Source organism: Streptomyces sp. WI03-4A (genome assembly GCF_033792105.1).
GTDB classification, from domain to species: domain Bacteria; phylum Actinomycetota; class Actinomycetes; order Streptomycetales; family Streptomycetaceae; genus Streptomyces; species Streptomyces collinus_A.
The window spans coordinates 1-24153 of the sequence record NZ_JARAUO010000018.1; the positions used below are offsets into that span (position 1 = coordinate 1).

Consider the following 24153-nt stretch of genomic DNA (forward strand, 5'->3'; position numbering starts at 1 on the left):
GGCTAGGGGCGAGCCGCGGCCGGACGGTGGACCGGCGGCCCCGGCGGGCCGCCGGGGCCGCTCCCGTCGCCCGGCCGGCACCGGTCGTCGTCGGGCCGCGCGACCGGCCGAACCGCCGGTGCGGCCCCCACCGCACGGCACCTTCGACGGGAAGGTGAGTCCCCGGCGGCAGAGCTCCCCGGTGGCCAGGGACGCGGGTGGTGACCGACCGCGCTCCGGCCACAGCGGACTCCGGCACGATCCTCGGTACGTTCCTCTGCGGAAGGCTGTTCATGAAGCACCCCGACGACTCCGGCATCGCCGACGGCGGCACCACCCGGCCCGAGGCCACGAACCCGGCCACGCCGCCGGCCGTCTCCTTCGCCGGCCTGGGGCTGCCGACGGAGGTGCTGCGGACCCTGAGCGGACTCGGGGTGCGCGAACCCTTCCCGATCCAGGCCGCCACCCTCCCCGACTCTCTTCAGGGGCGCGACGTCCTGGGGCGCGGGCGCACGGGATCGGGCAAGACGCTCGCCTTCGGTCTGCCGCTGCTGACCCGTACGGCCGGGCGGCGCGCCGAACCGAAGCAGCCCCTCGCCCTGGTCCTCGTCCCCACCCGGGAGCTGGCCCAGCAGGTCACCGAGGCGCTCGCGCCGTACGCCGAGGCACTGCGGCTGCGGATGGCCACGGTCGTCGGCGGCATGTCCATCGGCCGGCAGATCGCCGCGCTGCGCCAGGGCGCCGAGGTCGTCGTCGCCACCCCCGGACGCCTGCACGACCTGGTCGAGCGCAACGCCTGCCGCCTGGGACGGGTGCGGATCACCGCGCTGGACGAGGCCGACCAGATGTGCGACCTGGGATTCCTGCCGCAGGTGGTCGACGTGCTCGACCAGGTGCGCCCCGACGGCCAGCGGATGCTCTTCTCCGCCACGCTCGACCGCGACGTCGACCAGCTGGTCCGCCGCTACCTCCACGACCCCGTCGTCCACTCGGTCGACCCGTCCGCGGGCGCGGTCACGACGATGGAGCACCACGTCCTGGTCGTCCACGGCCCCGACCGCTACGCCGTCACCACGGAGATCGCCGCCCGCGACGGCCGAGTCCTGCTGTTCCTCGACACCAAGCACGCCGTCGACCAGCTCACCCGGCATCTGCGGGCCGGCGGGGTGCACGCCGGGGCGCTGCACAGCGGCAAGTCCCAGCCACAGCGCACCCGGACCCTGGCGCAGTTCAAGGACGGTCAGCTCACCGTTCTGGTGGCGACCGACGTCGCGGCCCGTGGCCTGCACGTCGACGACCTGGACCTCGTGGTCAACGTCGACCCGCCCACCGACCCCAAGGACTACGTGCACCGGGCGGGCCGCACCGCCCGCGCCGGTGAGTCCGGCAGGGTGGTCACGCTCGTGCTGTCGGGCCAGCGGCGTGAGACCAGCCGCATGATGGCCGAGGCCGGCATCGAGGCGACCGTCACCAAGGTGCGCTCGGGCGAGGCGGAACTGAGCCGGATCACCGGCGCCAAGGCCCCCTCCGGCACCCCGCTCGACGGCGGGCCCGCCGTTCCCCGGCCCAGGAACACCAACACCCCCTTCCGCGGCCTCGGCACCAGCAAGGACACCTCCCGCGGCACCGGCGGCAGGTCATCGCGGAAGGCCGGCGAGGCCCGCAAGCTGGCGGAGGCCCGCAAGGCCGCCCGCGTGCGTCGCGGCGGTTGAGAGCCGTTGCCCCGGCAGTGGATGCGCCGGCCCGGGTTCGGCACTCTTCGGCCCGGCCCCGGGCCCACGCCGCGCCCGGCATGACAAGCTGTGCCTGCCCCAACTCGCCCGAACCCCAGGAGGCCACCATGACCGCAGAGCCCGCGCCCACGGAAGGTTCGGAGCCGGCTGAGCCCGGGACGTCCCCCCTGGCGCCGGACAGCGACGGCAACTACGACCTCAAGCGCAAGTTCCGCGAAGCCCTGGCCCGCAAGCGCGGCGCGCAGGCGGACGCCGCTGACACGGCCGCCAACCCCGATGCCTCGAAGGTGCGTGCCGCGCACGGTCCGGCCGCGAGCCAGCGGTCGTTCAGGCGCAAGAGCGGCGGCTGAGCCGTTCCACGGCGACGGCCGCGTACGCCTGCCGCCGCCCTCAGTCGGCGTCCACGCGACCGTCGCTCGGCTTCTGCTCCTTGCCGGCGGCCAGCCGGAGCATGCCGTCGTCCTCGCTCTTCCCGGGGCGCCGGCCGTCGGACTCCTGGCCGCTCAGGTTCTGCCGCACCGATTCGAGGATCGTCAGGCCCTGGGAGACCAGACCGGCGGCGATCTCGCCGAGGCCGTCCGCGCCGTTGAGGACGTTGACATGGGCGCCCGCGAGACCGCCGGCGGCCTCCTTGACGATCTGCGGAAGCTGGTCGATCAGCATCCGGTCGAGTGCGACCCGGTCGTACGAGGCCGCCGCCTCCGCCTGGATCTTCATCCGCTGTGCCTCGGCGGCCGCGAGGACCCTGACTCGCTCGGCCTCGGCCTCGGCGGGTTTCACGATCTCCGCCACCAACTGCTGCTGACGCAACTCGGCCTGTCGTTGGGCCAGTTCCGTCTGCGCGGCGAGCACCTCCTGCTGGGCGTGGGCCTGGGCCAGCGGTCCCGCCTGTGCGGCCTCCGCCTGGGCGCGGTCCACCTCGGCCGAGTACTCGGCCCTGACGATCGCGGTCTGCCGGGCGTACTCGGCCTGCGCGCGGGCCGCCGCCTGCTCCGCCTGGGCCGCGGCCTGGGTGGCCTGCGCCTGGGCGATCTGGGCCTGCCGCTGGATGGCCGCCTTGTGCGGTGCGGACATCGCGTCGATGTAACCGGTGTCGCCGTCGTCGATCGACTGGATCTGCAGGGAGTCGACGGTCAGGCCGATCTTCGCCATCTCGGTCTTGGAGGTGTCCAGGACCTCCGCGGCGAGCTTCTGCCGCTCGGTGACGATCTCCTCGACCGTCATCGAACCGATGATGGCCCGCAGGTGCCCGGCGAAGATCCGGCCGGTGAGCACCGACATCTGCTCCTGGTCGGAGAGGAACCGCTGACCTGCGTTGATGATGCTTTCGTGATCGTTGCCGACTTTGAAGGCGATGACCGCGCGGACGTGCAACGCGATGCCCTGTCGGGTCACGCAGGTCTCGGTGACCTCGGACTCGCACATGGACAACGTGAGGAATCGGACCTTGCGGAAAACCGGGAGCACGAACTTGCCGTGCCCGGTCACCACGCGAAACGGCGCACCTCCCAGGCCCCGCCTGCCTCCCGAGATCAACATCGCCTCGTCGGGAGCGGGGACGCGGTATCCAAGCATGCCTGTACTCCTCAGTCGGCGCCGGCCGGGTCCTCGCCGAGCGCGTCCAATGGATCCACCCACTCGATGACACCGACCTCACGGCATCCACGCGACTCGATCACGAGCACCGTCGCGCCCGCGGACACGGGCTTCTCCGACCAGGCGAGGAAGGTCTCGGAGCCCCCTCTGACCCGGACCAGGATCTCGCCGGGCCCCGCGGATCCGCGAGTTCCGATCAGCACCTTCCCTGTGCAGCCGACCACGGCCTCGTCCTGTGGCATCAACGGCCGACCTCCTCGTGCCGCCCCCGCGATTCGACGATAGACCCAGCCCGGCGCACTGCTCCCCGTACCGGTCCACCGGGCGGGACGTGCGCAGCCCGACAACGGTACCTAGGGTGGGGAGTGCAGGGCTGTGAGACAGCCTGGAACGAGTGACGAAGCAGGAAGACGCGCGACGTAGTGCCCTGTCCGCTGCAGGTCCGGCCGCGACGAGCGACGAGCGGACCGCGCGCACGTCGTCGGGCGTTGGGGATGGACCAAAGGCGGTTCTGAACCATGAGGGACGTTCATCGGCTCGAGCCCCTCTCGGCGGACCCGGGCAGCGGCAGCGTGCTCGCGGCGTGGGAACGGTTCGTGCGGGGCGAGGATCACATCCCGGGTGTCCGGCCTCTGGTGGCGATCTCCTGGCATCGCTGCCGAGAACAGTACCGGGTCGATCCTCACCTCACCGAGGCTCCGGTGGCCGTCGCGGAGCTCGACCGCACGCCCGAGCACGATGTCGTCTTCGCTGAGCTGGGTTTTCGTGCCGCCTCCGTGGCACATGAAGTGGGCAGCCTCGGTGGCGTCGTCACCGTCACCGATGCCACTGGCCGCATACTGGCCGAGTGGGGTGATCAAGCCACGCTCGCCAGAGCGGGCGACTCCAATCTGGCGCCCTGGTTCTGCTGGTCCGAGTGCGCGGTCGGTACGAACGGCATGGGCACGGCGCTCGAGGCGCACGGCCCGGTACCGATCAGGGGCGCGGAGCACTGGTGCCAGGCATTCCACGACTGGGCCTGCGCGGGCATCGCGGTGCGTGACGTGGTGACCAGGGAACCGATCGCGGTCCTGAACATCTGCTGCTGGCGCAGACAGCTTCCCGCGTCCGCGGAAAGCTGGCTGGCGAACGCGGTCACCATGACCCAACACCCGCTGAAGAGGCGCGCCCGGGACAGCGGCGCCGAGTTGGTAGCCGCCTACACCCAGGCCAGGGGACGCTCCGGTCCGGCGCTCGCCGCCGTGGACACCGCGGGCAAAGTGGTGATCGCCGACGACATGGCGAGCGTGCTCCTTGGCGTCCCGGCATGCACCCCGGCGGTCGACCCCACGCTGCGGTGGAACCCCGGGCTGCCGGAACTGATCGCGGCCGCCCGGTATGCCACCAGCCAGGCGGCTCACCATCCTGACTGGGTCGGCTCGACGCAGATCTCCGCCCATCTCGCCGACGAGCCGACATCGATCAGTATTCGCCCCGTCTTCTCGTCCGGACGCCTGATCGGGAACCTGATCTCGTTCGGTGCCTCCGACGGCACACAGTTGCCCCAGGCGGAGGGGCCCGTGCGCCCTTGGGCGCAGCCGCGCCGACTGGTCGCGATGCGCGACAACCGGATGGTGCTGCTACGGCTGCCGGAGGTTTCCTTCGCTGAATCGCAGGGCAGCGACGTGTGGTTCTCCACCGATCAGGGGCGATTGCGAGCCGCCTCTCCGAGCCTGGACAAGCTCGACGGTGAACTGGCGGATGTCGGCTTCCTGCGGGTGCACCGCCGGTATGTGGTCAACCTCAGCCGCATCCGGGAGATCGAGCGGGGACCCAAGGGCGAGCTGATTCTGATCATGGACGACCGGACGAACGAGATGGTGCCGGTCTCCCGGCGGAACGTGTCGGCCGTGCGTCGCGCGCTGGACATCTGAGCAGCCCGGCACGACCTACGGGCCCGGAAGGAGGTTCCCGTGTCTGACAGTCCGGACGCCGTGAGCGGCGACAGGAACCCTGGGAGCGCGGGCGGCCTCGGCCTCTCCGCCTCGGCCGAGCACCGCAGTCGCCCGATCGGGGGTGCGAGCAACCGCGACTGGTGGCCGCACCAGCTCAACCTGACGACCCTCCGCGGACACCCCGCCACGGCCGACCCCATGGACGAGGACTTCGACTACGCCGCGGAGTTCCGGACGCTCGACCTCGACGCCCTGGCGCGGGACGTCGACGAGGCGCTGACGACGTCGCAGGAGTGGTGGCCGGCCGACTTCGGCCACTACGGGCCGCTCGTGATCCGCATGGTGTGGCATTGCGCCGGGACGTACCGGATCGACGACGGCCGCGGTGGCGCGGGCGCCGGCCTGCAGCGTTTCGCGCCGCTGAACAGCTGGCCGGACAATCGCAACCTCGACAAGGCGCGCAGGCTGCTCTGGCCGATAAAGAAGAAGTACGGCCGCAAGATCTCGTGGGCCGACCTGATGGTCTTCGCGGGCAACCGCGCCCTGGAGACGATGGGCTTCAGGACCTTCGGCTTCGCCGGTGGCCGGGCGGAGGTCTGGGGGCCCGACGAGGGGATCTTCTGGGGCCCCGAGCGGGCCTGGCTCGGAGACGAACGCCACAGCGGCGTCCGGGAGCTGGAAAGCCCTCTGGCCGCCGACCAGATGGGCCTCATCTACGTCAACCCGGAGGGGCCGAACACCGTCCCGGACCCGCTCACCGCCGCCCGGGACATCCGTGAGACGTTCCGGCGCATGGGGATGAACGACGAGGAGACCGTCGCGCTGATCGCGGGCGGCCACACGTTCGGCAAGACCCACGGCGCGGCCGCCCCGGACGCCTACCTCGGTCCCGAACCCGAGGGTGCCCCCCTGGAGGAGCAGGGCCTGGGCTGGAAGAGCAGCTACGGCACCGGAAAGGGGAGGGACGCCATCTCCAGCGGGCTCGAGGGTACGTGGACACCCACCCCGACGCGATGGGACAACAGCTTCTTCGAGACCCTGTTCGGATATGAGTGGGACCTGGAGCTGAGCCCCGGCGGTCTGTGGCAGTGGATCCCGAGGGGCGGCGGCGGGGCCGGCACCGTGCCGGACGCCCACGACTCGTCGACGGCGCACGCCCCGACGATTCTGACGACGGACCTCGCGCTGCGATCGGACCCGGTCTACGAGCCGATCTCGCGCCGTTTCCTGGAGAACCCGGACCAGCTCGCGGATGCGTTCGCCCGGGTGTGGTTCAAGCTGACCCACCTCGACATGGGCCCGATCCAGCGCTACCTGGGACCGCTGGTCCCCCGGGAGGCGCTGCGCTGGCAGGACCCGGTCCCCGCCGTGGACCACGAGCTCGTCGGCGTGGCGGACATCGCCGCGCTCAAGAGCCGGATCCTCGCCTCCGGGCTGTCGGTCTCCCGGCTCGTCTCCACCGCGTGGGCGTCGGCCTCGACGTTCCGCGTCAGCGACAAGCGTGGCGGGGCGAACGGGGCGCGGATCCGCCTCGAGCCGCAGCGGGGCTGGGAGGTCAACGAACCCGACTCGCTGGCACAGGTGCTGCGCACCCTGGAGGGGATCCAGGAGTCCTTCAACAGCTCCCAGACCGGCGACAAGAAGATCTCGCTGGCCGACCTCGTCGTGCTCGGCGGAGCCGCCGCCGTGGAGCAGGCAGCCAGGACCGCCGGTCACGACGTCCGAGTCCCGTTCATTCCGGGACGCACGGACGCCACGCAGGAGTGGACCGATGCGGAGTCCTTCGCCCCGCTCGAGCCGAAAGCGGACGGGTTCCGCAACTACCGGGGCAAGGGCGACCGGCTGCCGTCGGAGCACCTGCTGGTCGACCGCGCGGGCCTGCTGAACCTGACCGTGCCCGAGATGACCGTCCTGGTGGGTGGCCTGCGGGTGCTGGGCGCCACCTACCTGCAGTCGCCGCTGGGCGTCTTCACTTCCACGCCCGGGTCGCTCACCAACGAATTCTTCGTGCATCTGCTCGACGCGGGAACGGAATGGCAGCCGACATCCGCGACCGGGGAAACCTTCGAGGGCCGCGAGCGCGCCACCGGCGAGGTCAGGTGGACCGGCAGTCGCGTCGACCTCGTCTTCGGCTCGAACTCCGAGCTGCGTGCTGTCGCCGAGGTCTACGCGAGCGACGACGCACGGGAGAAGTTCGTGCGGGATTTCGTCGCCGCGTGGGACAAGGTCATGAACCTCGATCGGTACGACCTCGCTTGATCCCGCATCGGTCCGAACGGTGCCAATTCGGGTGCGAACGGTAGTCCGTCGCGGACGAACGGCATGAGCCGCCCGAACCGGCGCTCACCCTTGTCGGTGTGATCCATGCGGCGTAGCGTTCCTTTTGAGTACCGATTCGTCACCCTTTTCGGTGTGATTCACCCGGCGTAGCGCGTTCCTTGACCACCGATTGCAGCCGGGTATCGGACGACGCGAAAAAGAAACGTCGAGGTCGATTCGGAGAACAAAGTACACAGACCTTCGGAATGAGGGGAGTGAAGCCCCGATGACGACCGCGCAGGAGCGGGCCGACCTGCTGGACAAGATCGGGTTGGCCACACAGAACAAAGCAGCGCTGGGTCAAGTGCTGGGAACCGGGAGCATTGGACAGGCCACCGAGGGGCCGGACGGCCGCATGCAGGCCACGGTTCGTATCAACCCGGATGAGCTGACCTGGGATCCTTCCATTCTGGTCATGCCCCACGGAGGCGATATCGAGCTGGACCTCGTCAATGACGACCAGAACACGCACTGCGCGCTCCTGCCGAGCAATGGCGACCGGAAATTCATCTGGTTGGTGAACCATTCGCACGGACACGCGCACCTCAACCTCGACGGGCCGGGCTACTACTGGTACGCCTCGCCCACGGGCAACGACGAGGGCAGGGGGCTGACCGGGGCCATCGTCGTCCTGGGGGACGCTCCGCCAGAGGCACGCCTCGACCGTCCCGAACAGCCGCGGCCGTAGGAAGCAGGAGGTGGAGGAAATGACTGTCGACTACGCCGACTACGTCGACGCGGGAGAGGCCGTCGACCAGGGAGTCCTGAGCGGCAAGGTCGCGGGCGGGGAGGTCGCGCCGCCGGTGGTGGCAGGCGTCAACTACGAGCGCATACTCCATGCCCGCGAGGAACCCCAGAACTGGCTCACCTACTACGGCGCCTACAACGGGCAGCGGTACAGCCCGCTGGATCAGATCAACACGGAGAACGTCAAGCGCATGGTCCCCGCCTGGGTCTTCCAAGCCGGCACGACCGGTCTGATCGCGGGCGCGTCGACCTACTCGTTCGAGGCTGCCCCGATCATCGTCGACGGGGTCATGTTCCTCTCCGGCTGGGACGGCTGGGTCTGGGCCCTCGACGCGAAGTCGGGTGTGGAGATCTGGCGGTACAAGCACGCGGTCCCCTTCGACGTGTCCTTGTGCTGCGGGAACGTGAACCGTGGGGTCGCCGTGGCTCAGGGGAAGGTCTTCTTCGTCACGGCGAACGCACGTGTGCTCGCGCTCGACGCCACCACCGGCAAGCGGGTCTGGGACAAGACCTACGGAGACGTCCGAGCCGGGGAGAGCGCCACGGTCGCCCCGCTGATCGTGAAGAACATGGTCATCGTCGGGAGTTCCGGCGGTGAGTTCGGCGTACGCGGCCACCTCGACGCGTTCGACCTCGAGAGCGGCGAGCACCAGTGGCGCTGCTACACCGTGCCGAAGCCCGGGGAGCCCGGCTCGGAGACCTGGCCCGCCGACGGTGAGGCCTGGGCTCGGGGCGGGGCGAACTGCTGGGTCACCGGTACCTTCGACCCGGAGACGAACCTGCTGTACGTCGGCACCGGCAACCCGGCGCCCGACTTCGACGGAGGCGTTCGCGAGGGCGACAACCTCTTCACCGACAGCGTCATCGCCGTCGACGTGGACAGCGGTCAGATCCGCTGGCACTACCAGTGCACCCCGCACGACTTGTGGGACTACGACAGCATCGCCGAGTGCATCCTGTTCGAGCAGGACGGGCGCAAACTGCTCGGGCACTTCGACAAGAACGGCTACTTCTTCGTCCTCGACCGCACGAACGGCGAGAGGGTCCACATCACCCCGTTCGTGGACCGGATCACGTGGGGGGCGATCACGAGGGACGGCCAGGTGACGGCCAAGGTGTACCCGGACAAGGAGGGAGAACCGGTCCACTTCTACCCGGGTCCGGCCGGCGCCAAGGAATGGACCCATGCGGCCTACAGCCCGAAAACCGGGCTCTTCTACGTCCCGGTCCAGGACACCGGTGCCACGGCCACCCGGCGGCGCCGGGAGTTCAAGGAGAGCATTCCGTACTGGGGCGCGGGCGTTCAGGTGGACATCGAGGACATGGCGGGGTCCATCAGCGCGTTCGACGCAGGCGGCGAGGAGAAGTGGCGCTGGCGCAACGAACTCCCGATGTGCGCTTCGGTGCTTGCCACCGGCGGTGACCTGGTGTTCGCAGGTGAAGCCTCCGGGGAGTTCAACGCGCTCGACGCCCGCACCGGGGAGCTGTTGTGGCAGTTCCAGTGCGGAAGCGGCCACCACAGCAGCCCGACCACCTACATGGTCGACGGCAGGCAGTACATCGCCGTGCCGGTCGGCTGGGGTGGCTGGGCCGAGGGGTTCCTCCCCGGCATGCTCGGCGCGGGGCACGGAAGCGCCCTGATCGTCTTCGCCCTCCCCGAATCGTCGTAGCGCGTGACCGGAGCCTGCCGCACGTCGGCAGAGAGGAGGTGAATCCATGGAATCCCAGTTCGCAGTGCCGGAGACGCCTGAGACGGAATCCCCACTCGCGGTGTGGGAGACGCCCGAGTTCGACGAGATCGCAGTCGCCGCCGAGGTGACCATGTACCTCGATCGGTTGGAGGACTAGCGGGCAACGGGAGGGCGCCAGACCTGGCCCGGCGCCCTCCCACGGCTCCGGACGGCCGCGCGGGCGGCGCAAGCGGCATGGAAGTGGCCCAGGGACGGCCTCGAGATCCAGGTGAAGAGCCGTGACGACAACAACCACGAGAACCGGCGCCGACGGATTCGTCGAGACGTTGCGGGCCCACTCGCGGCGGTATCACGACCAGCACCCCTTCCACGTCCGGATGAACGCCGGCCTGCTGAGCCGCCGGCAGATCCGAGGCTGGGTGGCCAACCGCTTCTACTATCAGGAGAACATCCCCCGCAAGGACGCCGCGATCCTCTCGAACTGCCCCGACCTCGACGTCCGCCGCCGGTGGATCCGACGAATCGTCGACCACGACGGTACCGCTGACGGCGAGGGCGGCATCGAGGCGTGGCTGCGCCTCGGTGAGGCCGCCGGGCTGACCCGCGAGGAGGTCCGGGACCACCGGCACCTGGTGCCCGGCGTGCGGTTCGCCGTCGACGCCTACGTGAACTTCGCCCGGACCCGCCCGTGGGTGGAGGCGGTGGCGTCCTCGCTCACCGAGCTGTTCGCGCCTGACCTGATGGCGGCGCGGCTGGCAGCCTTCGAGCGGTGGTACCCGTGGATCGACCCCGAGGGCCTCGCCTACTTCCGCTCCCGCCTGGAGCAGGCCCCCCGCGACTGCGAGCACGCCCTCGACGTGGTCACCGCGCACTGCCTCTCCGATGACTCCCGGGCGCGCGCCGTGGACGCGCTGTCGTTCAAATGCGACGTCCTGTGGAGCCTGATGGACGCCATCGACCAGGCTTACCCGGAGTGACCACCATGGACCCGACCCCTACCGGAACGATCCAGACCAGCAGCAGGATCCCCTCGGGCGTCGGGGCGTCCGGCTCGGACCGGCCCCGGTTGGCGCGCCATGTCCGGCTGACCTTCTGCCGGACCAGGAGGCGTCAGATCCTGCTGCACCCCGAGACGGTGGTGATCCTGAACGGCAGCGGTGCGGCCATCCTCGAGTTGTGCGACGGGCGGCACACCGTGGCCGAGATCGTGACCGAGCTGGGTGCGCGCTACCAGAGCGTCCCCGAGGACCAGGTGCGGCAGTTCTTGACCCGGCTCGTCTCCCGGCGCTGGCTGGAGCTCAGCGATGGATAGCCCGTTCGGATTGCTCGCCGAGCTCACCTACCGGTGTCCACTGGCCTGCCCGTACTGCTCCAACCCGCTGAACATGGCCGGCTACCAGGACGAGCTGACCACCGGCGAGTGGCGGCGCGTGCTGGCCGAGGCAAGCGAACTGGGCGTTCTGCAGTGCCATCTGTCGGGAGGGGAACCTCTGCTGCGGCGCGACCTGGTGGCGCTAGTGGCGCACGCCCACGACCTGGGCCTCTACACCAACCTCGTGACCAGCGCCCTCGGGCTCTCGCGCCCGAGGGCCGAGCAGTTGCGGGCCGCCGGCCTGGACCACGTGCAGATCAGTATCCAGGCCGATGAGCCGGCCGTGTCCGACCGGATCGCCGGGATCCCGTCCTTCCGGCGCAAGATCGAGGCGATGGGAGTGGTCAAGGAGCTGGGCTGGCCGCTCACCATGAACGTGGTGCTGCACCGGCACAACATCGACCGCGTCGCCGACGTGCTCGGGCTGGCCGAAGAGGTGGGCGCCGATCGTCTGGAGCTGGCCAACACGCAGTACTACGGCTGGGCCTGGCGAAACCGTGACGCGCTGCTGCCGAGCCGGGCCCAGCTCGATGCGGCCGAGGTCGTCGTGCGGGCCGCCCGCGAGCGGTTGCGGGACCGCATGGACGTCATCTACGTCATCCCCGACTACTACAGCCGCTTCCCGAAGCCCTGCATGGGCGGCTGGGCCTCCCGGCAGCTGACCGTGACGCCGAACGGCGACGTCCTGCCCTGTCCGGCCGCCCAGTCCCTGCCGTTGCCGCGGGCCAGCGTGCGGGAGGACCCGCTGGCGCGTATCTGGGCCGAGTCCCCGGTGATGACCGCGTTCCGGGGCACCGACTGGATGCCGGAGCCCTGCCGGAGCTGCTACCGGCGGGAGCTGGACTTCGGTGGCTGCCGCTGCCAGGCGTTCCTGCTCACCGGTGACGCCGCCCGCACCGACCCGGTCTGCTACCTGTCACCCGACCACGACCTGGTCGCCCGGGCGGTCGAGGCCGCCAACGCCGACTCGCGGGACGACGGTCCTCCACTGATCCCCCGCCCGCACCGGCCCGGTCTGTCACCTGTCGCCCGCCCACGCGGTCGCCCGGGCGGTCAGGGCTGACTCGCGGGTGTCGCCGATCCTCCGCTGAGTCCCCCCTGCAGGCCGGCCTGCCTCCCGGTGGAGCGGCGGGTCAGCCGCCGAACCACAAAGGCAGCGCCGCAGCGGCGATGATCAAGGTGACCCCGCTCAGCAGGTCCGAGCGGATCCGGATGAGGCGCGCGGCGGCCCGCCCGAGCTGCAGTCCGACCAGCGACAACACCGCCGTCATCACGCCGAAGGTGGCGGCCGAGAACCACGGCGAGAGTCCGAGGACCCCGAGGCTCGCCCCGGCGAACAGGTTGTCAAGACTCAGCGTCAACGGGATGCCGAACAACGCCCACGGATGGTCCAGCTCGTCCGGCTCGGGGTTCCGGAGGGACGAGATGACGAGATAGAGGCCGTATCCGCCGAGCGCGGCCGCACCCACCAGATCGGCGACGTCCCCGACGAACTCCCCGATCTGCCGACCGATCAACAGCCCGACCAGCGGCATGACCGCGTCCCACAGTCCGAAGGTCAGCGCGACCTGCACCGCGCGTTTCAGACCGAATGGGACCGTGCCGAGCGCGATCGACACTCGGAAATTGTCGAGACTGAGCACGAAACCCAGGACGAGTATTTCCCAGGTCATGGCGACGCCGCTCCCCGATGACGGCCGGCGTCGCCGGAGACGACTCTGCCTGGGCTGACATCCACCATATTCTATAGAGTAACGCGTACGTTTCGTGTGATAAACCTGGCAAGCCCCCCTTCCGGGGGGATCGTCGCAGGGCTCGCTGTTTGAATCGCGCGCATTGTTTTCGAAAGCCGTAGCTGGTTCTGTCCGGGTCCGCGCTGAGGCTCGCGGGCCGCCTCGCGCACGTCCCGGGCGGCCGGTGAGGGCCGACCGGGACGTCGGGCTCAGGCGAGGTCGAACCGATCGAGATTCATCACCTTGGTCCACGCGGCCACGAAGTCACGTACGAACTTCTCTCTCGCGTCCTGGGACGCGTACACCTCCGAGAGGGCTCGGAGCTGGGAGTGCGCGCCGAAGATCAGGTCGACGGCGGTGGCGGTCCACTTGACCTCGCCGGTGGCGCGATCCCGGCCTTCGAACACGTTCTCGTCGGTGGCCGACGCCTTCCACTCCGTGCCCATGTCGAGCAGGTTGAGGAAGAAGTCGTTGGTCAAGTCTCCCGGCCGGTGGGTGAGGACACCATGGGGGGATCCCTTGAAGCCGGTGTTCAGGGCCCGCATGCCGCCGATCAGCACGGTCATCTCGGGGGCGGTCAGCGTCAGCAGGTTGGCGCGGTCCAGCATGAGGGTCTCCGGCGACAGCTTCTCGCCCGCCGGAAGGTAGTTGCGGAAGGCATCCGCCTTGGGCTCCAGCACGGCGAAGGACGCCGGGTCGGTCTGCTCCTGCGAGGCGTCCGTACGCCCCGGCGCGAACGGCACCGTGACGTCGTACCCGGCGTTCCTCGCGGCCTGCTCGACGGCCGCGCACCCGCCGAGGACGATCAGGTCGGCGAGGGAGACCCGCGTTCCGCCGCTCTGGGAGAGGTTGAAGTCCCGCTGGATCCGCTCGAGCGTGCGCAGTACCTCGGTCACCTCGGGGAGGTCGTTGAGCTCCCAGTCCTTCTGCGGCGCGAGCCGGATCCGTGCTCCGTTCGCCCCGCCGCGCTTGTCGGTGCCGCGGAAGCTCGCCGCCGACGACCAGGCGGTGGTGACCAGCTGGGAGCCGGAAAGGCCCGAGGCGAGGATCCTCTCCTTGAGGGCAGCGATGTCCTCGTCGCCGACCAGTTCGTGGTCGACGTCGGGAACGGGGTCCTGCCACAGTTGCGGCTCGGGAATCCACGGGCCGAGGTAACGCGAGAGGGGCCCCATGTCGCGGTGCAGCAGTTTGTACCACGCCTTGGCGAACGCCACCGCGAGCTCGTCCGGGTTCTCGTGGAACCTCTTCGTGATCGGGCCGTAGACCGGGTCCACCTTCAGCGCGAGGTCCGTCGTCAGCATCATGGGGGCGTGCCGCTTCGCCGGATCATGGGCGTCGGGCACGGTGCTCCTGGCCGCGGGATCCGAGGGAGTCCACTGGTGGGCGCCGGCGGGGCTGCTCGTCAGCTCCCACTCGTACCCGTACAGGTTGTCCAGGTACCCGTTGTCCCACTTGGTCGGCTCGGTGGTCCACGCGCCCTCCAGACCACTGGTGAGCGCGTGGGGGCCCGTGCCGCTGTTGTATGTGTTCCGCCAGCCGAGGCCCTGCTGCTCGATGGAGGCGGCCTCGGGTTCCGGGCCGATGTAACTGGGGTCGACCGCGCCATGGCACTTGCCGAAGGTGTGGCCGCCGACGATGAGCGCGACCGTCTCCTCGTCGTTCATCGCCATGCGCCCGAACGTCTCCCGAATGTCCCGGGCGGCGGCCACCGGGTCCGGGTTTCCGTTGGGACCCTCCGGATTGACGTAGATCAGTCCCATCTGTACGGCGGCGAAAGGACCGGTGAGGTCCCTGTCGCCGCTGTAGCGCTCGTCTCCGAGCCAGGTGTCCTCGGGCCCCCAGAAGATCTCCTCGGGTTCCCAGATGTCCTGTCGTCCGAAACCGAACCCGAGCGTCTTGAACCCCATGGACTCCATGGCGCAGTTTCCGGCGAAGACCAGGAGATCGGCCCAGGAGATCTTCCGGCCGTACTTCTGTTTGACCGGCCACAGCAGACGGCGCGCCTTGTCCAGGCTCGCGTTGTCCGGCCAGCTGTTGAGGGGGGCGAAGCGCTGTGCGCCGCTGCCGCCACCCCCGCGGCCGTCCTCGATACGGTACGTTCCCGCGGCATGCCAGCTCATTCGGATGAAGAGCGGCCCGTAGTGACCGTAGTCGGCAGGCCACCAGTCCTGGGATGTCGTCATCACCTCGAAGACGTCACGCTTCAGCGCGTCGACGTCGAGGGTCGCGAACTCTTCCGCGTAGTCGAAGTCCTCGTCCATCGGGTTGGATCGGGGCGAGTGCTGGTGGAGAACCTGGAGGTCCAGCTGATTCGGCCACCAGTCCCGGTTCGTCCTGGGGCGCCGAGTCGGTGTGGGCGTCGGTGAAGGGATTGCCGGATTCTCGCTTTCACTGCCGGACATGCCCGTCCTTCTTCCTGTATCGGTGTTCCTTCTGCCGGCTGCAGCTCCTGACGTCGTTGGATTTGCTGGTGTCGAGTACGTCGACCCACACAATCAGCGCGCCATGGCGCCCACCGGCTGGAGAATGTGCTGTGCCGCGTCCGTATGGTCGCGCACCGAAGACCACATCTCTATGAAACACGCAGAGCACCCCGCATGACAGACGTGAGAGAAAAGGTGGCGGCCTTTCTGCTCCGTTGCCGATTTCCGACGCAAGCCGAATCGCGTACGAGAGCCCGGGCTCGCCGGAGCGGCCTGGCTGGTGGCGGCCGCAGGGCGTGGCACGTCTGACGCGGCGGATGGAGTCGGCGGTACTGCGCGGCGTGGGTGTACGCCGACGTCCCGGGGTGCGAACCGTAGCGGGACGGTAGCTGATCAGCCTCCTCACGTGATCACCAGGCATGCTGGCGAGCAGTGGGAACCGGACGACCTCTTCGTGGTCCTCCTGCCCGGGGGTCAGGGCGTTCGCCCGACCTCCCGGGCCTCCCTCGCCGGCTACTTCGTCTTGCGGTTCGCGGAGAGGGCAGGGTCCTTCCCCAGCACCTCGATCGTCTCCTCCATTTCGCGGACCTTACGGCGCAGTTGCACCAGTTCCTCGCGCTCGGCCGTGGTCAGAGCGCCCGCCGGCCCCTGGCCTCGCTCAGCCGCCAGCTCCTCCGCGATCGCCGCCGCGAACGCGTCCACGTCGCCCTCGGTGGTGTCGAAGGAGGTCATCCAGCGAACCTCGCCGGCCTGCTCGTCCCAGGTGTAGAAGCGGAAACGCTTCTGGAGACGCTCGGTGACGGCCGGCGGCAGGACGGCGAAGATCTGGTTGGCCTGCACCGGGCGGGAGATCTCCAGGCCCGGCAGGTGGCGCACCGCCTCGTACAGCCGCTGGGTCATCGCGTTGGAGCGGGCCGCCGAGCGCAGCCAGAGGTCGCCGCCCAGCAGCGCCTCGAACTGCACCGACATGAAACGCATCTTGGAGCCCAGCTGCATGCTCGTCTTGCGCAGGTGAGCCATGCCGCGCACCGCGTCCGCGTTGAGCACGATCACCGCCTCGCCGAAGAGCAGCCCGTTCTTGGTGCCGCCGAGCGAGAGGACGTCCACGCCGACGTCGGTGGTCATCTCACGCAGGGACACGCCGAGGGTGGCGGCGGCGTTGGCGAGCCGGGCGCCGTCCAGGTAGACCAGCATGCCGAGGCCGTGCGCGTGGTCGCAGACGGCACGAATCTCGTCCGGCGTGTAACAGGTGCCGAGCTCGGTGGACTGGGCGATCGAGACGACCTTGGGCCGGGCCCGGTGCTCGTCGTCGAAGCCCCAGGCCTGACGGTCGATCAGCTCAGGGGTGAGCTTGCCGTCCCATGCGGGCACCGTGAGGAGTTTGATCCCGGCGACCTTCTCGGGCGCCCCGCCCTCGTCGACGTTGATATGGGCCGACTCGGCGCAGACCACGGCGTCCCAGCGGTCGAGCATGGTCTGCAGCGCGACCACGTTCGCGCCGGTGCCGTTGAAGACAGGGTACGTGTGCGCGGTGGGGCCGAAGTGGCCGCGCACCACTTCCTGGAGGCGCTCGGTGTAGACGTCGGCGCCGTAGCTGACCTGGTGGCCGCCGTTGGCCAGGGCGATCGCCGCAAGGATCTCGGGGTGCGCACCCGCGTAGTTGTCGCTGGCGAAGCCGCGCTCGTCCGGGTCGTGTCGTCGCTGTACGGTCATGGTGCTCGCCTACTTGTCTCGGTCGTACGGGTGTGACACAGGTGGTCCGGACGGGCGCCGGCCGGCGCCGGCTCCGTCCGCGCGCGGGCCTTCTCCAGGCCGCGCACCAACGGCGGCGCGGCGAGCCCGAGCAGAGCGAAGAGCGCCGCGAGGACCAGCCAGCCGGTCGCCGCCGTGCCGACGACCAGGGAGGTCATCAGCCACGGCCCGGCGAACTGCTGGAGCCCGCGCCCCAGGGAGAACACCGCCTGGTACTCTCCCTGCCGGCCCGCAGGGGCTAGCCCGAAGGACAGCCCCCAGCTCGCCGACGCCTGGTACAGCTCGCCGAGGACGAGCACCAGCGCACCGCCCACCAGGGCCGCGCTGTCCAGGAGCGCGCCGTGCCCGCCGCTCACCGCGAAGAGCATGCAGGACGCCCCCAGCGCCCACCCCGCCCAGCGCAGCATACGTGCCGCTCCCGCCGGAGTACGCGCGCCCCTGCTGACCGCGACCTGGAACAGCAGCACCAGGACGGTGTCCAGCATCAGCAGCCCCGACACCAGCAGCGCGGGCGCGTCGGTGCCGGTGACGATCCACAGCGGCAGACCGACGGTCAGCAGCGGGTGGTACAGCTCCAGAGCACCGCACACCAGCGCGACCGACACATAGCGCACGTCCCGCAGCGCGGCGCTGCGCAGCACCCCGCGCGGCGCCTCGGCGGCGGTGGCCCGGGGCCCGGCGCCCGCGGGCAGCCGCATCCCGAGCAGCACGGCGACGGAGACCAACTGGAGGGCGGCGTTGGCGAGGACCGTGGCGTACAGGGCGGTCGCGGTGCCGGCCGCGATGGCGGCTCCGGCCAGCGCGGCACCGCCGAGAAAGCCCAGGTTGAACAGGCTGCGCATCTGCGCGCTCACCCTGACCCGCTCCGCCTCGCCCACCAGCGCGTCGGTGAGCGACGCCTGCAGCGCGCCCGCCGAGGTCTCCAGGACCGCGATGGCGCAGGCGACCGCGAGGAACGCGGCGAAGCCGTCCACCAGGCAGTACGCGGTGAAGCCGGCGGCCGCGAGCAGGAAGTTGACGGCGAGCACCCGGCCCGCGCCGAGCCGGTCCGCGAGTCGGCCGATGGGTACCGTGCAGACCAGACCGCAGAGCCCGGCGACCGACAGGGCGAGGCCCACGCGCTGGGCGGGGATGCCGATGGTCCGGGTGAAGAACACGGCGCTGGAGGTGAGGAACACCCCGAGCCCCAGGGACTGGATGAGCGTGAGGACGCCGAGTCTGCGCGCGCTCCCGGCGGCCGGGAGGGTCTCCCGGAACCAGGCGCGCAGCACGGCGCCGTACCGGCGTGCCTCAATCATGCGGCTGAGCTTCCTCGGCCCGCTCGGTCCGCAGCCCGTACACCTCCATCGCGGTGTGCACGGCGGCGCGCACCTCGGCGGCGCTCCGCCCCCGGAACCGGAAGATCCCGCAGCCCTCGTCGTAACTGCCGGGCCCGGTCATGATCTGGCCGATGGCGGGCAGTTCCTCGTGGTAGACCTCGGGGACGGCCGACCGGGGCGAGGTACGCGCGACGACCCGGCCGGGCAGCTCGCGCGGAGCGGGGTAGATGAGCCAGCCGCCGGCCCGGGGCCCGACCGGCTCGGACGGCTGCCACAGCGGGGGCAGGCCCAGGGCCGCCCGGAACGCCTCGGCGAACAGGTCGATGCCGTAGAGGTCGACGTGCAGGAACGGCACCTGCGCGCCGCCCGGCCGCAGCCCGACCTCCAGGAACACCAGCTCGCCCCCCGGACGTCGGATCGCCTCCAGGTGGAACGCGCCGTCGCGCAGGCCGAGCGCCCGCAGACAGCGGTCGGCGAACGTGGTGAGCTCGTCGCGCTCGGGGCCCGGGTCGAGCAGGACGGAGCCGAGCGGGCGGCCGTGTGCGTAGTCCAGACAGGTGTGGACGTACTGGGAAGCGGTGACGAAGTGGAGGCGGCCGGAGCGGCGGACGCCGTCGACGTGGAAGACGTCCCCGTCGACGTACTCCTCGCACTCGTACGCCTCGAGGTCGACGCCCCCGAGCGCGTCGCGCAGTTCGTCGGCGCTGTGGACGACCGTGACTCCCTGGGAGCCCGCCGCGGCGCGCGGCTTGAGGACCAGGGGCAGACCGCCGAGGGCGTCGACGACCGCTTCCGCCGAGGGCGCGTCGTCGAGGCGCCGGAACCGGGGAACCCGCAGTCCGGCCGCGCCTACCGCGCTCTTCATGGCGGGCTTGTCCTTGAACCGCTCAACGAGGTCGAGACCGTAGCCGCCGGGGACGCCGAGTGCGGCCGAGAGCCGGGCGGCGGTCAGGATGTCGTACTCGGACTGGCCCAAGACGGCCTCGGGCGTGCCGTGCCGGTCCGCGATCTCCCGTACGAGGGGCAGCAGGTCGTCGTGGGCGAGGCTGTCGCGTACATGGACCTCGGTCGCCCCGTCCTGGTCGAGCGCGGGCAGCCCGCCGGGCGTGGTGAGATACACCGTCCGGCAGGGGTGGCCGTCGAGGAAACGGTGGTATTCGCCGAACTCGTCGCCGGAGCGGTTGAGGACGACGTACAGCGGTGTGGTCCGGTCGGTCACGCGTCCACTCCCGGTCGCAGGGTGTCGGGCAGGCAGGCGTCCAGATCGGCGGCGCTCACCCGGCCGAAGCCGGGCACGGGCCGGTCCCGGAGGGCCGGGGTCCTGGCGAGGAAGGCCGTCGCGCGAGGCTCTCCGACGCCGCCGAGGCGCTGCCAGACGAGCTCGGCGAGGTCCGGCATCACCGGGAACGCCAGCAGGGACAGGCCCTTGAGCCACCAGTAGGCGCCGTCCTCGGCCGCGTGGGCGACCGCGTCGTCGGCGCACCAGCGGTCGAGCGCCGCGACCGCGCGCCGGGTCGAGACACGGGTGCCGTCGAGCGCCGCGGACTGCTCGGCGAGCAGCGATTCCAGGAGGCCGGCGACGGCCGGGGCGAGCGCCTGCGGCGGCCCCTCGGGCAGCCGGCTCCAGGCGACGTCGATCCGCTTGCCGAGGTCGTCGGCGAGCGTGGCGTTCGCGGTCTGGAGGAAGTCCGCCGTCTCGAAGCTCGCCGCCCCGGACTCCAGATCGGCCCCGGCGAGGTAGTACCGGACGGTATCCACGCCGATGGCGGGCGACGCGGCGATGTCCGTCGCCCAGATGGCGTGTCGGGCGCTGGTGGAGAACTTCCGCCCGGCCAACCGGTAGAAGTTGTTGATCAGGCACCGGTCGTACGGCTTCATGCCGCCGTGCAGCAGACTGGTGCCGACGATCGAGACCAGGGTGGGGATCACGTTGTCGATCCCCAGGGTGGTGATGGTGGTGACCCCGGAGTCCGGGTCGAAGGCGTTCACGCCGGTGCCGGAGAGCCGGCCGTGGACGGCGCCGGCGAGGCGGGCGAACATGAAGATCCCGGCATACGGGAAGAGGGCGCGCGGCACGTCCGGCTCGGCCCGGGGCAGCGGAAGTCCCCACGTCTGCGGGGCGCTCAGCCGTACGGTCAGGCCGTCGCGCTCCAGGAAACGCGCCACGGTCGCCCGGTAGCGGTCGGCGACGCCCAGGTTTATGAGCGTGGTGTCCAGGAGCTCGCGGTCGGGCAGCCGCAGGAAGAGGCTGGAGATCTCCCGCCAGGTCAGCGGCCCCTCGTCGAGCAGGGGGCGCGGCTCGACGACCGACTCGGGCAGGAAGTGCGCACTGCACTCCTCGCAGAAGTAACTGGCGATGCCCGCACCGCACTCGGGGCAGCGGCCCTGGAGCCAGCCGCCCACCACCCAGCGGTCCGACGCCGTGCAGTGGGGCACGCGCTCGGTGCGCGTCAGCACCGCGCCCCGGGCCGTCAGCCGCTCGATCGAGGCGGCGACCTCCTGCTCGAACTGCTCTCGCCAGGGCTGCTGATCGGGGACGATGAACGCGTCGACACCGATGCGCAGCGCGGCCAGGTCGTCCTGAATGCGCTGTCCGTAGCGGGCGGCGACCTCGCCGGGCGTGGAGTCCTCGGCGTGCGCCTTGAGCGTCACGTACGACTCGTACACATCGCTGCCGGTGATCACCAACGGCAGGTCGCCCCGGACCCGCAGATGCCGCGCGATCATGTCCGACCACAGGAAGGGGCCGCCGATGTGGCCGAGGTGCAGGGGGCCGTTGGGCGTGGCCTCGGGCGGCACCAGGAGGTAGTGCCGGGGGGTGTGCGCGTCCCCGGTCAGCAGGCTCATGTTCGTGGTCTCCCGTCGAGCAGGTTCAGTGCGTCCTCGGCCATGGCCGGGGCGAGTCGATAGCCGGAGCCGGAGCCGCCGATGGCCATGACCACGTCGTCGCCGCCGACCGTGTCCACGACCGGCAGATGACCGGGGGTGAAGCAGTCGCTGAAGACCCGGCCGCCGAGCAGGTGCGGTAGGAATCCCGGCACGTGCCGGGCGAGCAGGGCCCGGGCGAGTTCCCGGTCGCGGGCGTCGATGGCGAGCGGTTCGTCGGGGCCGCGGTCCCAGTCGGGCGAGGTGATGCTGAAGATCCAGTGGCCGCCGGGGCGGTGGGGCAGCAGGAAGGCGTCGGCGTCCTCCAGGACGAGTGCCGGGGCGCCCGGCGGGGGCGGCGTCATGATGTGGAACGCCACCACCTTCTTGACCCGGGCACCGCGCTCGCGGGCCGCCGCCGCCACCGGGCCGTCGAGGGCCCAGGGGCCGGGCGCGAGGACCGCCTTGGCGGCGGTGATCCGGCTGCCGTCGGTGGCGACCAGTTCCACGCGCCCGTCCCTACGGCGCACTTCGGAGATCCGGAGGCCCTCCAGCATGGTGTTGTCCGGGCGGCCGAGGACCTCGTCGAGAAGCCGGTCGGTGAGCCGTTGGGGCTGGCCTGCCGTCATGGGGTCGCCGGCCAGCAGGACTTGGCCGCTGTCGTGCGCGAGCCCGGGGAACGTCCGGTCGAGCAGGCTCCGCTGCTCCCCGGTGACCGGACGGGTGCGGCCGCCGTCGGCCATGGTGGCGTCGAGCGCGGCCGTGTTCTCGCGCGCCACCAGCCAGCGGACGTCGACCGGCGCGCGTCCGGCGTCGCCGAGTCCGGCGGCGAGTTCGTCGAAGAGCGCGGTGCTGCGGGCGGCCAGGGCGCGCTGGGCCGGGTTGCGCCCCGTGGGCGTGTCGAACCCGGCCGAGAGACGGGTCGCGCCCGTACCCCGGCCGGCGTGCGTGATCACGGCGACGCGGCGGCCCGGGTCCCGGCGCACGGCGTAGTAGGCGGCGAGGGCGCCGACCGCGCCCGCGCCGACGACGGCGAGGTCGAAGTGGGGCGCCTCACTGGCCCCGGTGGTGCGCTCACTCATCGGGCGCCGACCACCAGAAGGAGTAGATGACCAGTTCCTCGCCCTGGTCGGCGAAGATCTCGTGGACGGCCTGCGAGGGGAAGCCCACCATGGAGCCGGGCCCGACGAGCGACCGTTCGCCGTCCACCTCCAGGGTGCCGGTTCCGGCGTGGACCACCCAGATCTCCTGGACCGCGTGCTGGTCGGGCGAGCTGGTCCCGCCCGGCGGCACGGTGAACCGGGCCGCCTTGAACGGCACGCGGGGGAAGACCGAGCGGGCGAAGTCCGCCTCGGCGACGGTCACTCCGTCGGGTTCCACGTCGGTCGGACCGAAGGGGACCAGGACGCCGACCGCCTCGGCCTGGAACTGCGCCACCTGACGAGCGGTCATACCGGATACCTCGTCTCACCGAGCATGCTGTTGAGGATGACCGCGCTGCGCCAGGCGAGCAGGCTGAGATTGGGATCGGCGACGCCCCAGGAGTGCCGGGCGCCGTTCTGGAGGTAGATCCGGTTCTCCGCAGGCCCGTCCCATGCGACCGAGAAGTCGTCGTCGACGACGAGCATCCCGCCGTCCCGTCGCAGCCGAGCGTCCAGTGGAGCCATGAAGTCCGGCAGTGCGTAGGCGTATCCGGTGCTCAGGATCACGAGGTCGGCGGCGAGCACGGCGGGTGCGTCCGGGCCCGGGGACTCGACGACAAGCTTCCATTCGTCGGGGCCACCCTCGATCGCGGTGACCGCGCAGTCCGCCATGAAGCGCAGCCTGCCGGGGTTGTTCTCGATGAACTCGTCGCGGTAGCTCAACCGATAGATGTCTTGGAGGACTTGGAGGTCGATGCCGTCGCTGGTGTACTTCTGCCGAGCCAGGAGTCGGGCCTTGTGGTCGGCGGGCAGCGCGTGGAAGCGGCGTACGTAGTCGGGCGTGTAGAGGTCGTTGGCGAACGGCGAGTCGTCCATCGGCAGGAACGACGAGCGCCGGCTGACCCAGGTGATGCTCTCGGGGGCCGCGCCGGCCGCCAGGTGGCGCACGATCTCCGCGCCGCTCTGGCCGCCGCCGACCACGACGACCTGCCGCCCGGTCACCTCGGGGGCCCGCAGCAGGAACTCCCCGGAGTGGAAGACGGTGGGGCCGAGGAAGGGGCGGAACGGCTCGGGAACGGACGGGGTGAGCCCCGTGCCCAGCACGAGATGACGTGCCATCACTTCCTGCCCGCCGGTGCGGAGGTGGAAGGACCCGTCGTGGAAGTCCACGCTGTGTACGTCCGCCCCGAACGTCAGGCTCGGCAGCCGACCGGCGACCCACTGGAGGTACTGGTTGAACTCGGCGCGCAGGACGGCCGGGAAGTCCGCGGCCAGGAACCGGTAGAGCCGGCCCTCACTCGCGAGGAACGACAGGAACGAGAAGGGACTGGTCGGATCGACCAGCGTCACCAGGTCCTTGAGCAGCGAGACCTGGAGGGTGGCCTCGGGCAGCAGCAGTCCGGGGTGCCAGGAGAAGCTCTCACGGCGTTCCAGGTGGGCGCCGCGCAGCCCCTCGACCGGATGCGCGAGCGCGGCGAGGCTCATGTTCGCGGGGCCGATGCCGACGGCCGCGTAGTCGAGTACGTGTGCGTTCATGGGGGGAACCGC

At 70.7% G+C, this 24153-nt stretch carries 21 protein-coding genes; 10 read left to right on the top strand and 11 right to left on the bottom strand.

Going from position 1 to position 24153, the window contains the following annotated elements; all coding sequences use genetic code 11:
* Positions 1 to 272: 272 nt before the first annotated feature.
* A complete protein-coding gene (locus PV343_RS19480; protein WP_319148225.1) occupies positions 273 to 1691 on the top strand; it encodes a DEAD/DEAH box helicase in 1419 nt (472 codons plus the stop codon).
* Positions 1692 to 1819: 128 nt separating this feature from the next.
* Entirely contained in the window at positions 1820 to 2062 is a 243-nt protein-coding gene (locus PV343_RS19485) for a DUF5302 domain-containing protein (protein ID WP_319148226.1), read from the top strand.
* Between the two features lie 40 nt (positions 2063 to 2102).
* Here the strand turns inward: PV343_RS19485 and PV343_RS19490 are convergent, their stop codons facing one another.
* Both PV343_RS19490 and PV343_RS19495 read right to left on the bottom strand, forming a co-directional pair.
* Entirely contained in the window at positions 2103 to 3287 is a 1185-nt protein-coding gene (locus tag PV343_RS19490; RefSeq protein ID WP_319148227.1) for an SPFH domain-containing protein, read from the bottom strand.
* Positions 3288 to 3298: 11 nt separating this feature from the next.
* Positions 3299 to 3550, bottom strand: a complete 252-nt coding sequence (locus PV343_RS19495) for a hypothetical protein (RefSeq protein ID WP_319148228.1) — start codon at positions 3548 to 3550, stop codon at positions 3299 to 3301.
* 276 nt (positions 3551 to 3826) lie between these two features.
* Between PV343_RS19495 and PV343_RS19500 the strand changes: the two genes are divergently transcribed.
* The 8 genes from PV343_RS19500 to pqqE all read left to right on the top strand — a co-directional run bounded on the left by PV343_RS19500 (position 3827) and on the right by pqqE (position 12434).
* A complete protein-coding gene (locus PV343_RS19500; RefSeq protein WP_319148229.1) occupies positions 3827 to 5221 on the top strand; it encodes a DNA-binding protein in 1395 nt (464 codons plus the stop codon).
* A gap of 135 nt (positions 5222 to 5356) precedes the next feature.
* Entirely contained in the window at positions 5357 to 7501 is a 2145-nt protein-coding gene (gene katG / locus PV343_RS19505) for a catalase/peroxidase HPI (RefSeq protein ID WP_319148336.1), read from the top strand.
* A gap of 286 nt (positions 7502 to 7787) precedes the next feature.
* On the top strand, positions 7788 to 8249 hold the full coding sequence (locus PV343_RS19510; RefSeq protein WP_319148230.1) for an MSMEG_3727 family PQQ-associated protein: 462 nt from the start codon (positions 7788 to 7790) through the stop codon (positions 8247 to 8249).
* Between the two features lie 19 nt (positions 8250 to 8268).
* Entirely contained in the window at positions 8269 to 9978 is a 1710-nt protein-coding gene (locus tag PV343_RS19515) for a PQQ-dependent dehydrogenase, methanol/ethanol family (RefSeq protein WP_319148231.1), read from the top strand.
* Between the two features lie 46 nt (positions 9979 to 10024).
* A complete protein-coding gene (gene pqqA / locus PV343_RS19520) occupies positions 10025 to 10156 on the top strand; it encodes a pyrroloquinoline quinone precursor peptide PqqA (protein ID WP_319148232.1) in 132 nt (43 codons plus the stop codon).
* A 121-nt stretch (positions 10157 to 10277) separates the two neighbouring features.
* Positions 10278 to 10976, top strand: coding sequence for a pyrroloquinoline-quinone synthase PqqC (pqqC, locus tag PV343_RS19525; RefSeq protein ID WP_319148233.1), 699 nt, complete (start codon positions 10278 to 10280; stop codon positions 10974 to 10976).
* Positions 10977 to 10981: 5 nt separating this feature from the next.
* Positions 10982 to 11311, top strand: a complete 330-nt coding sequence (gene pqqD / locus PV343_RS19530; protein WP_319148234.1) for a pyrroloquinoline quinone biosynthesis peptide chaperone PqqD — start codon at positions 10982 to 10984, stop codon at positions 11309 to 11311.
* Positions 11304 to 12434, top strand: coding sequence for a pyrroloquinoline quinone biosynthesis protein PqqE (gene pqqE / locus PV343_RS19535; RefSeq protein ID WP_319148235.1), 1131 nt, complete (start codon positions 11304 to 11306; stop codon positions 12432 to 12434). The genes pqqD and pqqE overlap by 8 nt, the downstream gene beginning before the upstream one ends.
* A gap of 70 nt (positions 12435 to 12504) precedes the next feature.
* Here pqqE and PV343_RS19540 read toward each other — a convergent pair whose 3' ends face one another.
* The 9 genes from PV343_RS19540 to PV343_RS19580 all read right to left on the bottom strand — a co-directional run bounded on the left by PV343_RS19540 (position 12505) and on the right by PV343_RS19580 (position 24141).
* The gene (locus PV343_RS19540) at positions 12505 to 13044 is read right to left on the bottom strand and encodes a manganese efflux pump MntP family protein (RefSeq protein ID WP_319148236.1); all 540 of its coding nucleotides are present in this window, start codon (positions 13042 to 13044) and stop codon (positions 12505 to 12507) included.
* Positions 13045 to 13313: 269 nt separating this feature from the next.
* Positions 13314 to 15506: a catalase/peroxidase HPI gene (katG, locus tag PV343_RS19545; RefSeq protein WP_319148237.1), complete on the bottom strand. Its 2193-nt coding sequence runs from the start codon at positions 15504 to 15506 to the stop codon at positions 13314 to 13316.
* A gap of 534 nt (positions 15507 to 16040) precedes the next feature.
* Positions 16041 to 17240: a threonine aldolase family protein gene (locus PV343_RS19550; protein WP_319148238.1), complete on the bottom strand. Its 1200-nt coding sequence runs from the start codon at positions 17238 to 17240 to the stop codon at positions 16041 to 16043.
* A complete protein-coding gene (locus PV343_RS19555; RefSeq protein WP_319148239.1) occupies positions 17237 to 18577 on the bottom strand; it encodes an MFS transporter in 1341 nt (446 codons plus the stop codon). Before PV343_RS19555 ends, PV343_RS19550 begins: the two co-directional genes overlap by 4 nt.
* Positions 18570 to 19817 (bottom strand): ATP-grasp domain-containing protein, encoded by a 1248-nt coding sequence (locus PV343_RS19560; protein WP_319148240.1) that lies wholly within the window; start codon positions 19815 to 19817, stop codon positions 18570 to 18572. The genes PV343_RS19555 and PV343_RS19560 overlap by 8 nt, the downstream gene beginning before the upstream one ends.
* Positions 19814 to 21445 (bottom strand): class I tRNA ligase family protein, encoded by a 1632-nt coding sequence (locus tag PV343_RS19565; protein WP_319148241.1) that lies wholly within the window; start codon positions 21443 to 21445, stop codon positions 19814 to 19816. The genes PV343_RS19560 and PV343_RS19565 overlap by 4 nt, the downstream gene beginning before the upstream one ends.
* Entirely contained in the window at positions 21442 to 22545 is a 1104-nt protein-coding gene (locus tag PV343_RS19570; RefSeq protein WP_319148242.1) for an NAD(P)/FAD-dependent oxidoreductase, read from the bottom strand. Before PV343_RS19570 ends, PV343_RS19565 begins: the two co-directional genes overlap by 4 nt.
* Positions 22538 to 22915, bottom strand: a complete 378-nt coding sequence (locus PV343_RS19575) for a cupin domain-containing protein (protein ID WP_319148243.1) — start codon at positions 22913 to 22915, stop codon at positions 22538 to 22540. The genes PV343_RS19570 and PV343_RS19575 overlap by 8 nt, the downstream gene beginning before the upstream one ends.
* The gene (locus tag PV343_RS19580; RefSeq protein WP_319148244.1) at positions 22912 to 24141 is read right to left on the bottom strand and encodes a lysine N(6)-hydroxylase/L-ornithine N(5)-oxygenase family protein; all 1230 of its coding nucleotides are present in this window, start codon (positions 24139 to 24141) and stop codon (positions 22912 to 22914) included. The genes PV343_RS19575 and PV343_RS19580 overlap by 4 nt, the downstream gene beginning before the upstream one ends.
* Positions 24142 to 24153: the final 12 nt, after the last annotated feature.

Coding starts and splice junctions, on each gene's coding strand:
- pqqD (WP_319148234.1), top strand. CDS start 10,982: ATGGACCCGACCCCTACCGGAACGATCCAGACCAGCAGCAGGATCCCC.
- pqqE (WP_319148235.1), top strand. CDS start 11,304: ATGGATAGCCCGTTCGGATTGCTCGCCGAGCTCACCTACCGGTGTCCA.
- PV343_RS19540 (WP_319148236.1), bottom strand. CDS start 13,044: ATGACCTGGGAAATACTCGTCCTGGGTTTCGTGCTCAGTCTCGACAAT.
- PV343_RS19550 (WP_319148238.1), bottom strand. CDS start 17,240: ATGACCGTACAGCGACGACACGACCCGGACGAGCGCGGCTTCGCCAGC.
- katG (WP_319148237.1), bottom strand. CDS start 15,506: ATGTCCGGCAGTGAAAGCGAGAATCCGGCAATCCCTTCACCGACGCCC.
- PV343_RS19485 (WP_319148226.1), top strand. CDS start 1,820: ATGACCGCAGAGCCCGCGCCCACGGAAGGTTCGGAGCCGGCTGAGCCC.
- PV343_RS19490 (WP_319148227.1), bottom strand. CDS start 3,287: ATGCTTGGATACCGCGTCCCCGCTCCCGACGAGGCGATGTTGATCTCG.
- pqqA (WP_319148232.1), top strand. CDS start 10,025: ATGGAATCCCAGTTCGCAGTGCCGGAGACGCCTGAGACGGAATCCCCA.
- PV343_RS19575 (WP_319148243.1), bottom strand. CDS start 22,915: ATGACCGCTCGTCAGGTGGCGCAGTTCCAGGCCGAGGCGGTCGGCGTC.
- PV343_RS19555 (WP_319148239.1), bottom strand. CDS start 18,577: ATGATTGAGGCACGCCGGTACGGCGCCGTGCTGCGCGCCTGGTTCCGG.
- PV343_RS19510 (WP_319148230.1), top strand. CDS start 7,788: ATGACGACCGCGCAGGAGCGGGCCGACCTGCTGGACAAGATCGGGTTG.
- PV343_RS19495 (WP_319148228.1), bottom strand. CDS start 3,550: ATGCCACAGGACGAGGCCGTGGTCGGCTGCACAGGGAAGGTGCTGATC.
- PV343_RS19565 (WP_319148241.1), bottom strand. CDS start 21,445: ATGAGCCTGCTGACCGGGGACGCGCACACCCCCCGGCACTACCTCCTG.
- PV343_RS19500 (WP_319148229.1), top strand. CDS start 3,827: ATGAGGGACGTTCATCGGCTCGAGCCCCTCTCGGCGGACCCGGGCAGC.
- PV343_RS19580 (WP_319148244.1), bottom strand. CDS start 24,141: ATGAACGCACACGTACTCGACTACGCGGCCGTCGGCATCGGCCCCGCG.
- PV343_RS19570 (WP_319148242.1), bottom strand. CDS start 22,545: ATGAGTGAGCGCACCACCGGGGCCAGTGAGGCGCCCCACTTCGACCTC.
- PV343_RS19515 (WP_319148231.1), top strand. CDS start 8,269: ATGACTGTCGACTACGCCGACTACGTCGACGCGGGAGAGGCCGTCGAC.
- PV343_RS19480 (WP_319148225.1), top strand. CDS start 273: ATGAAGCACCCCGACGACTCCGGCATCGCCGACGGCGGCACCACCCGG.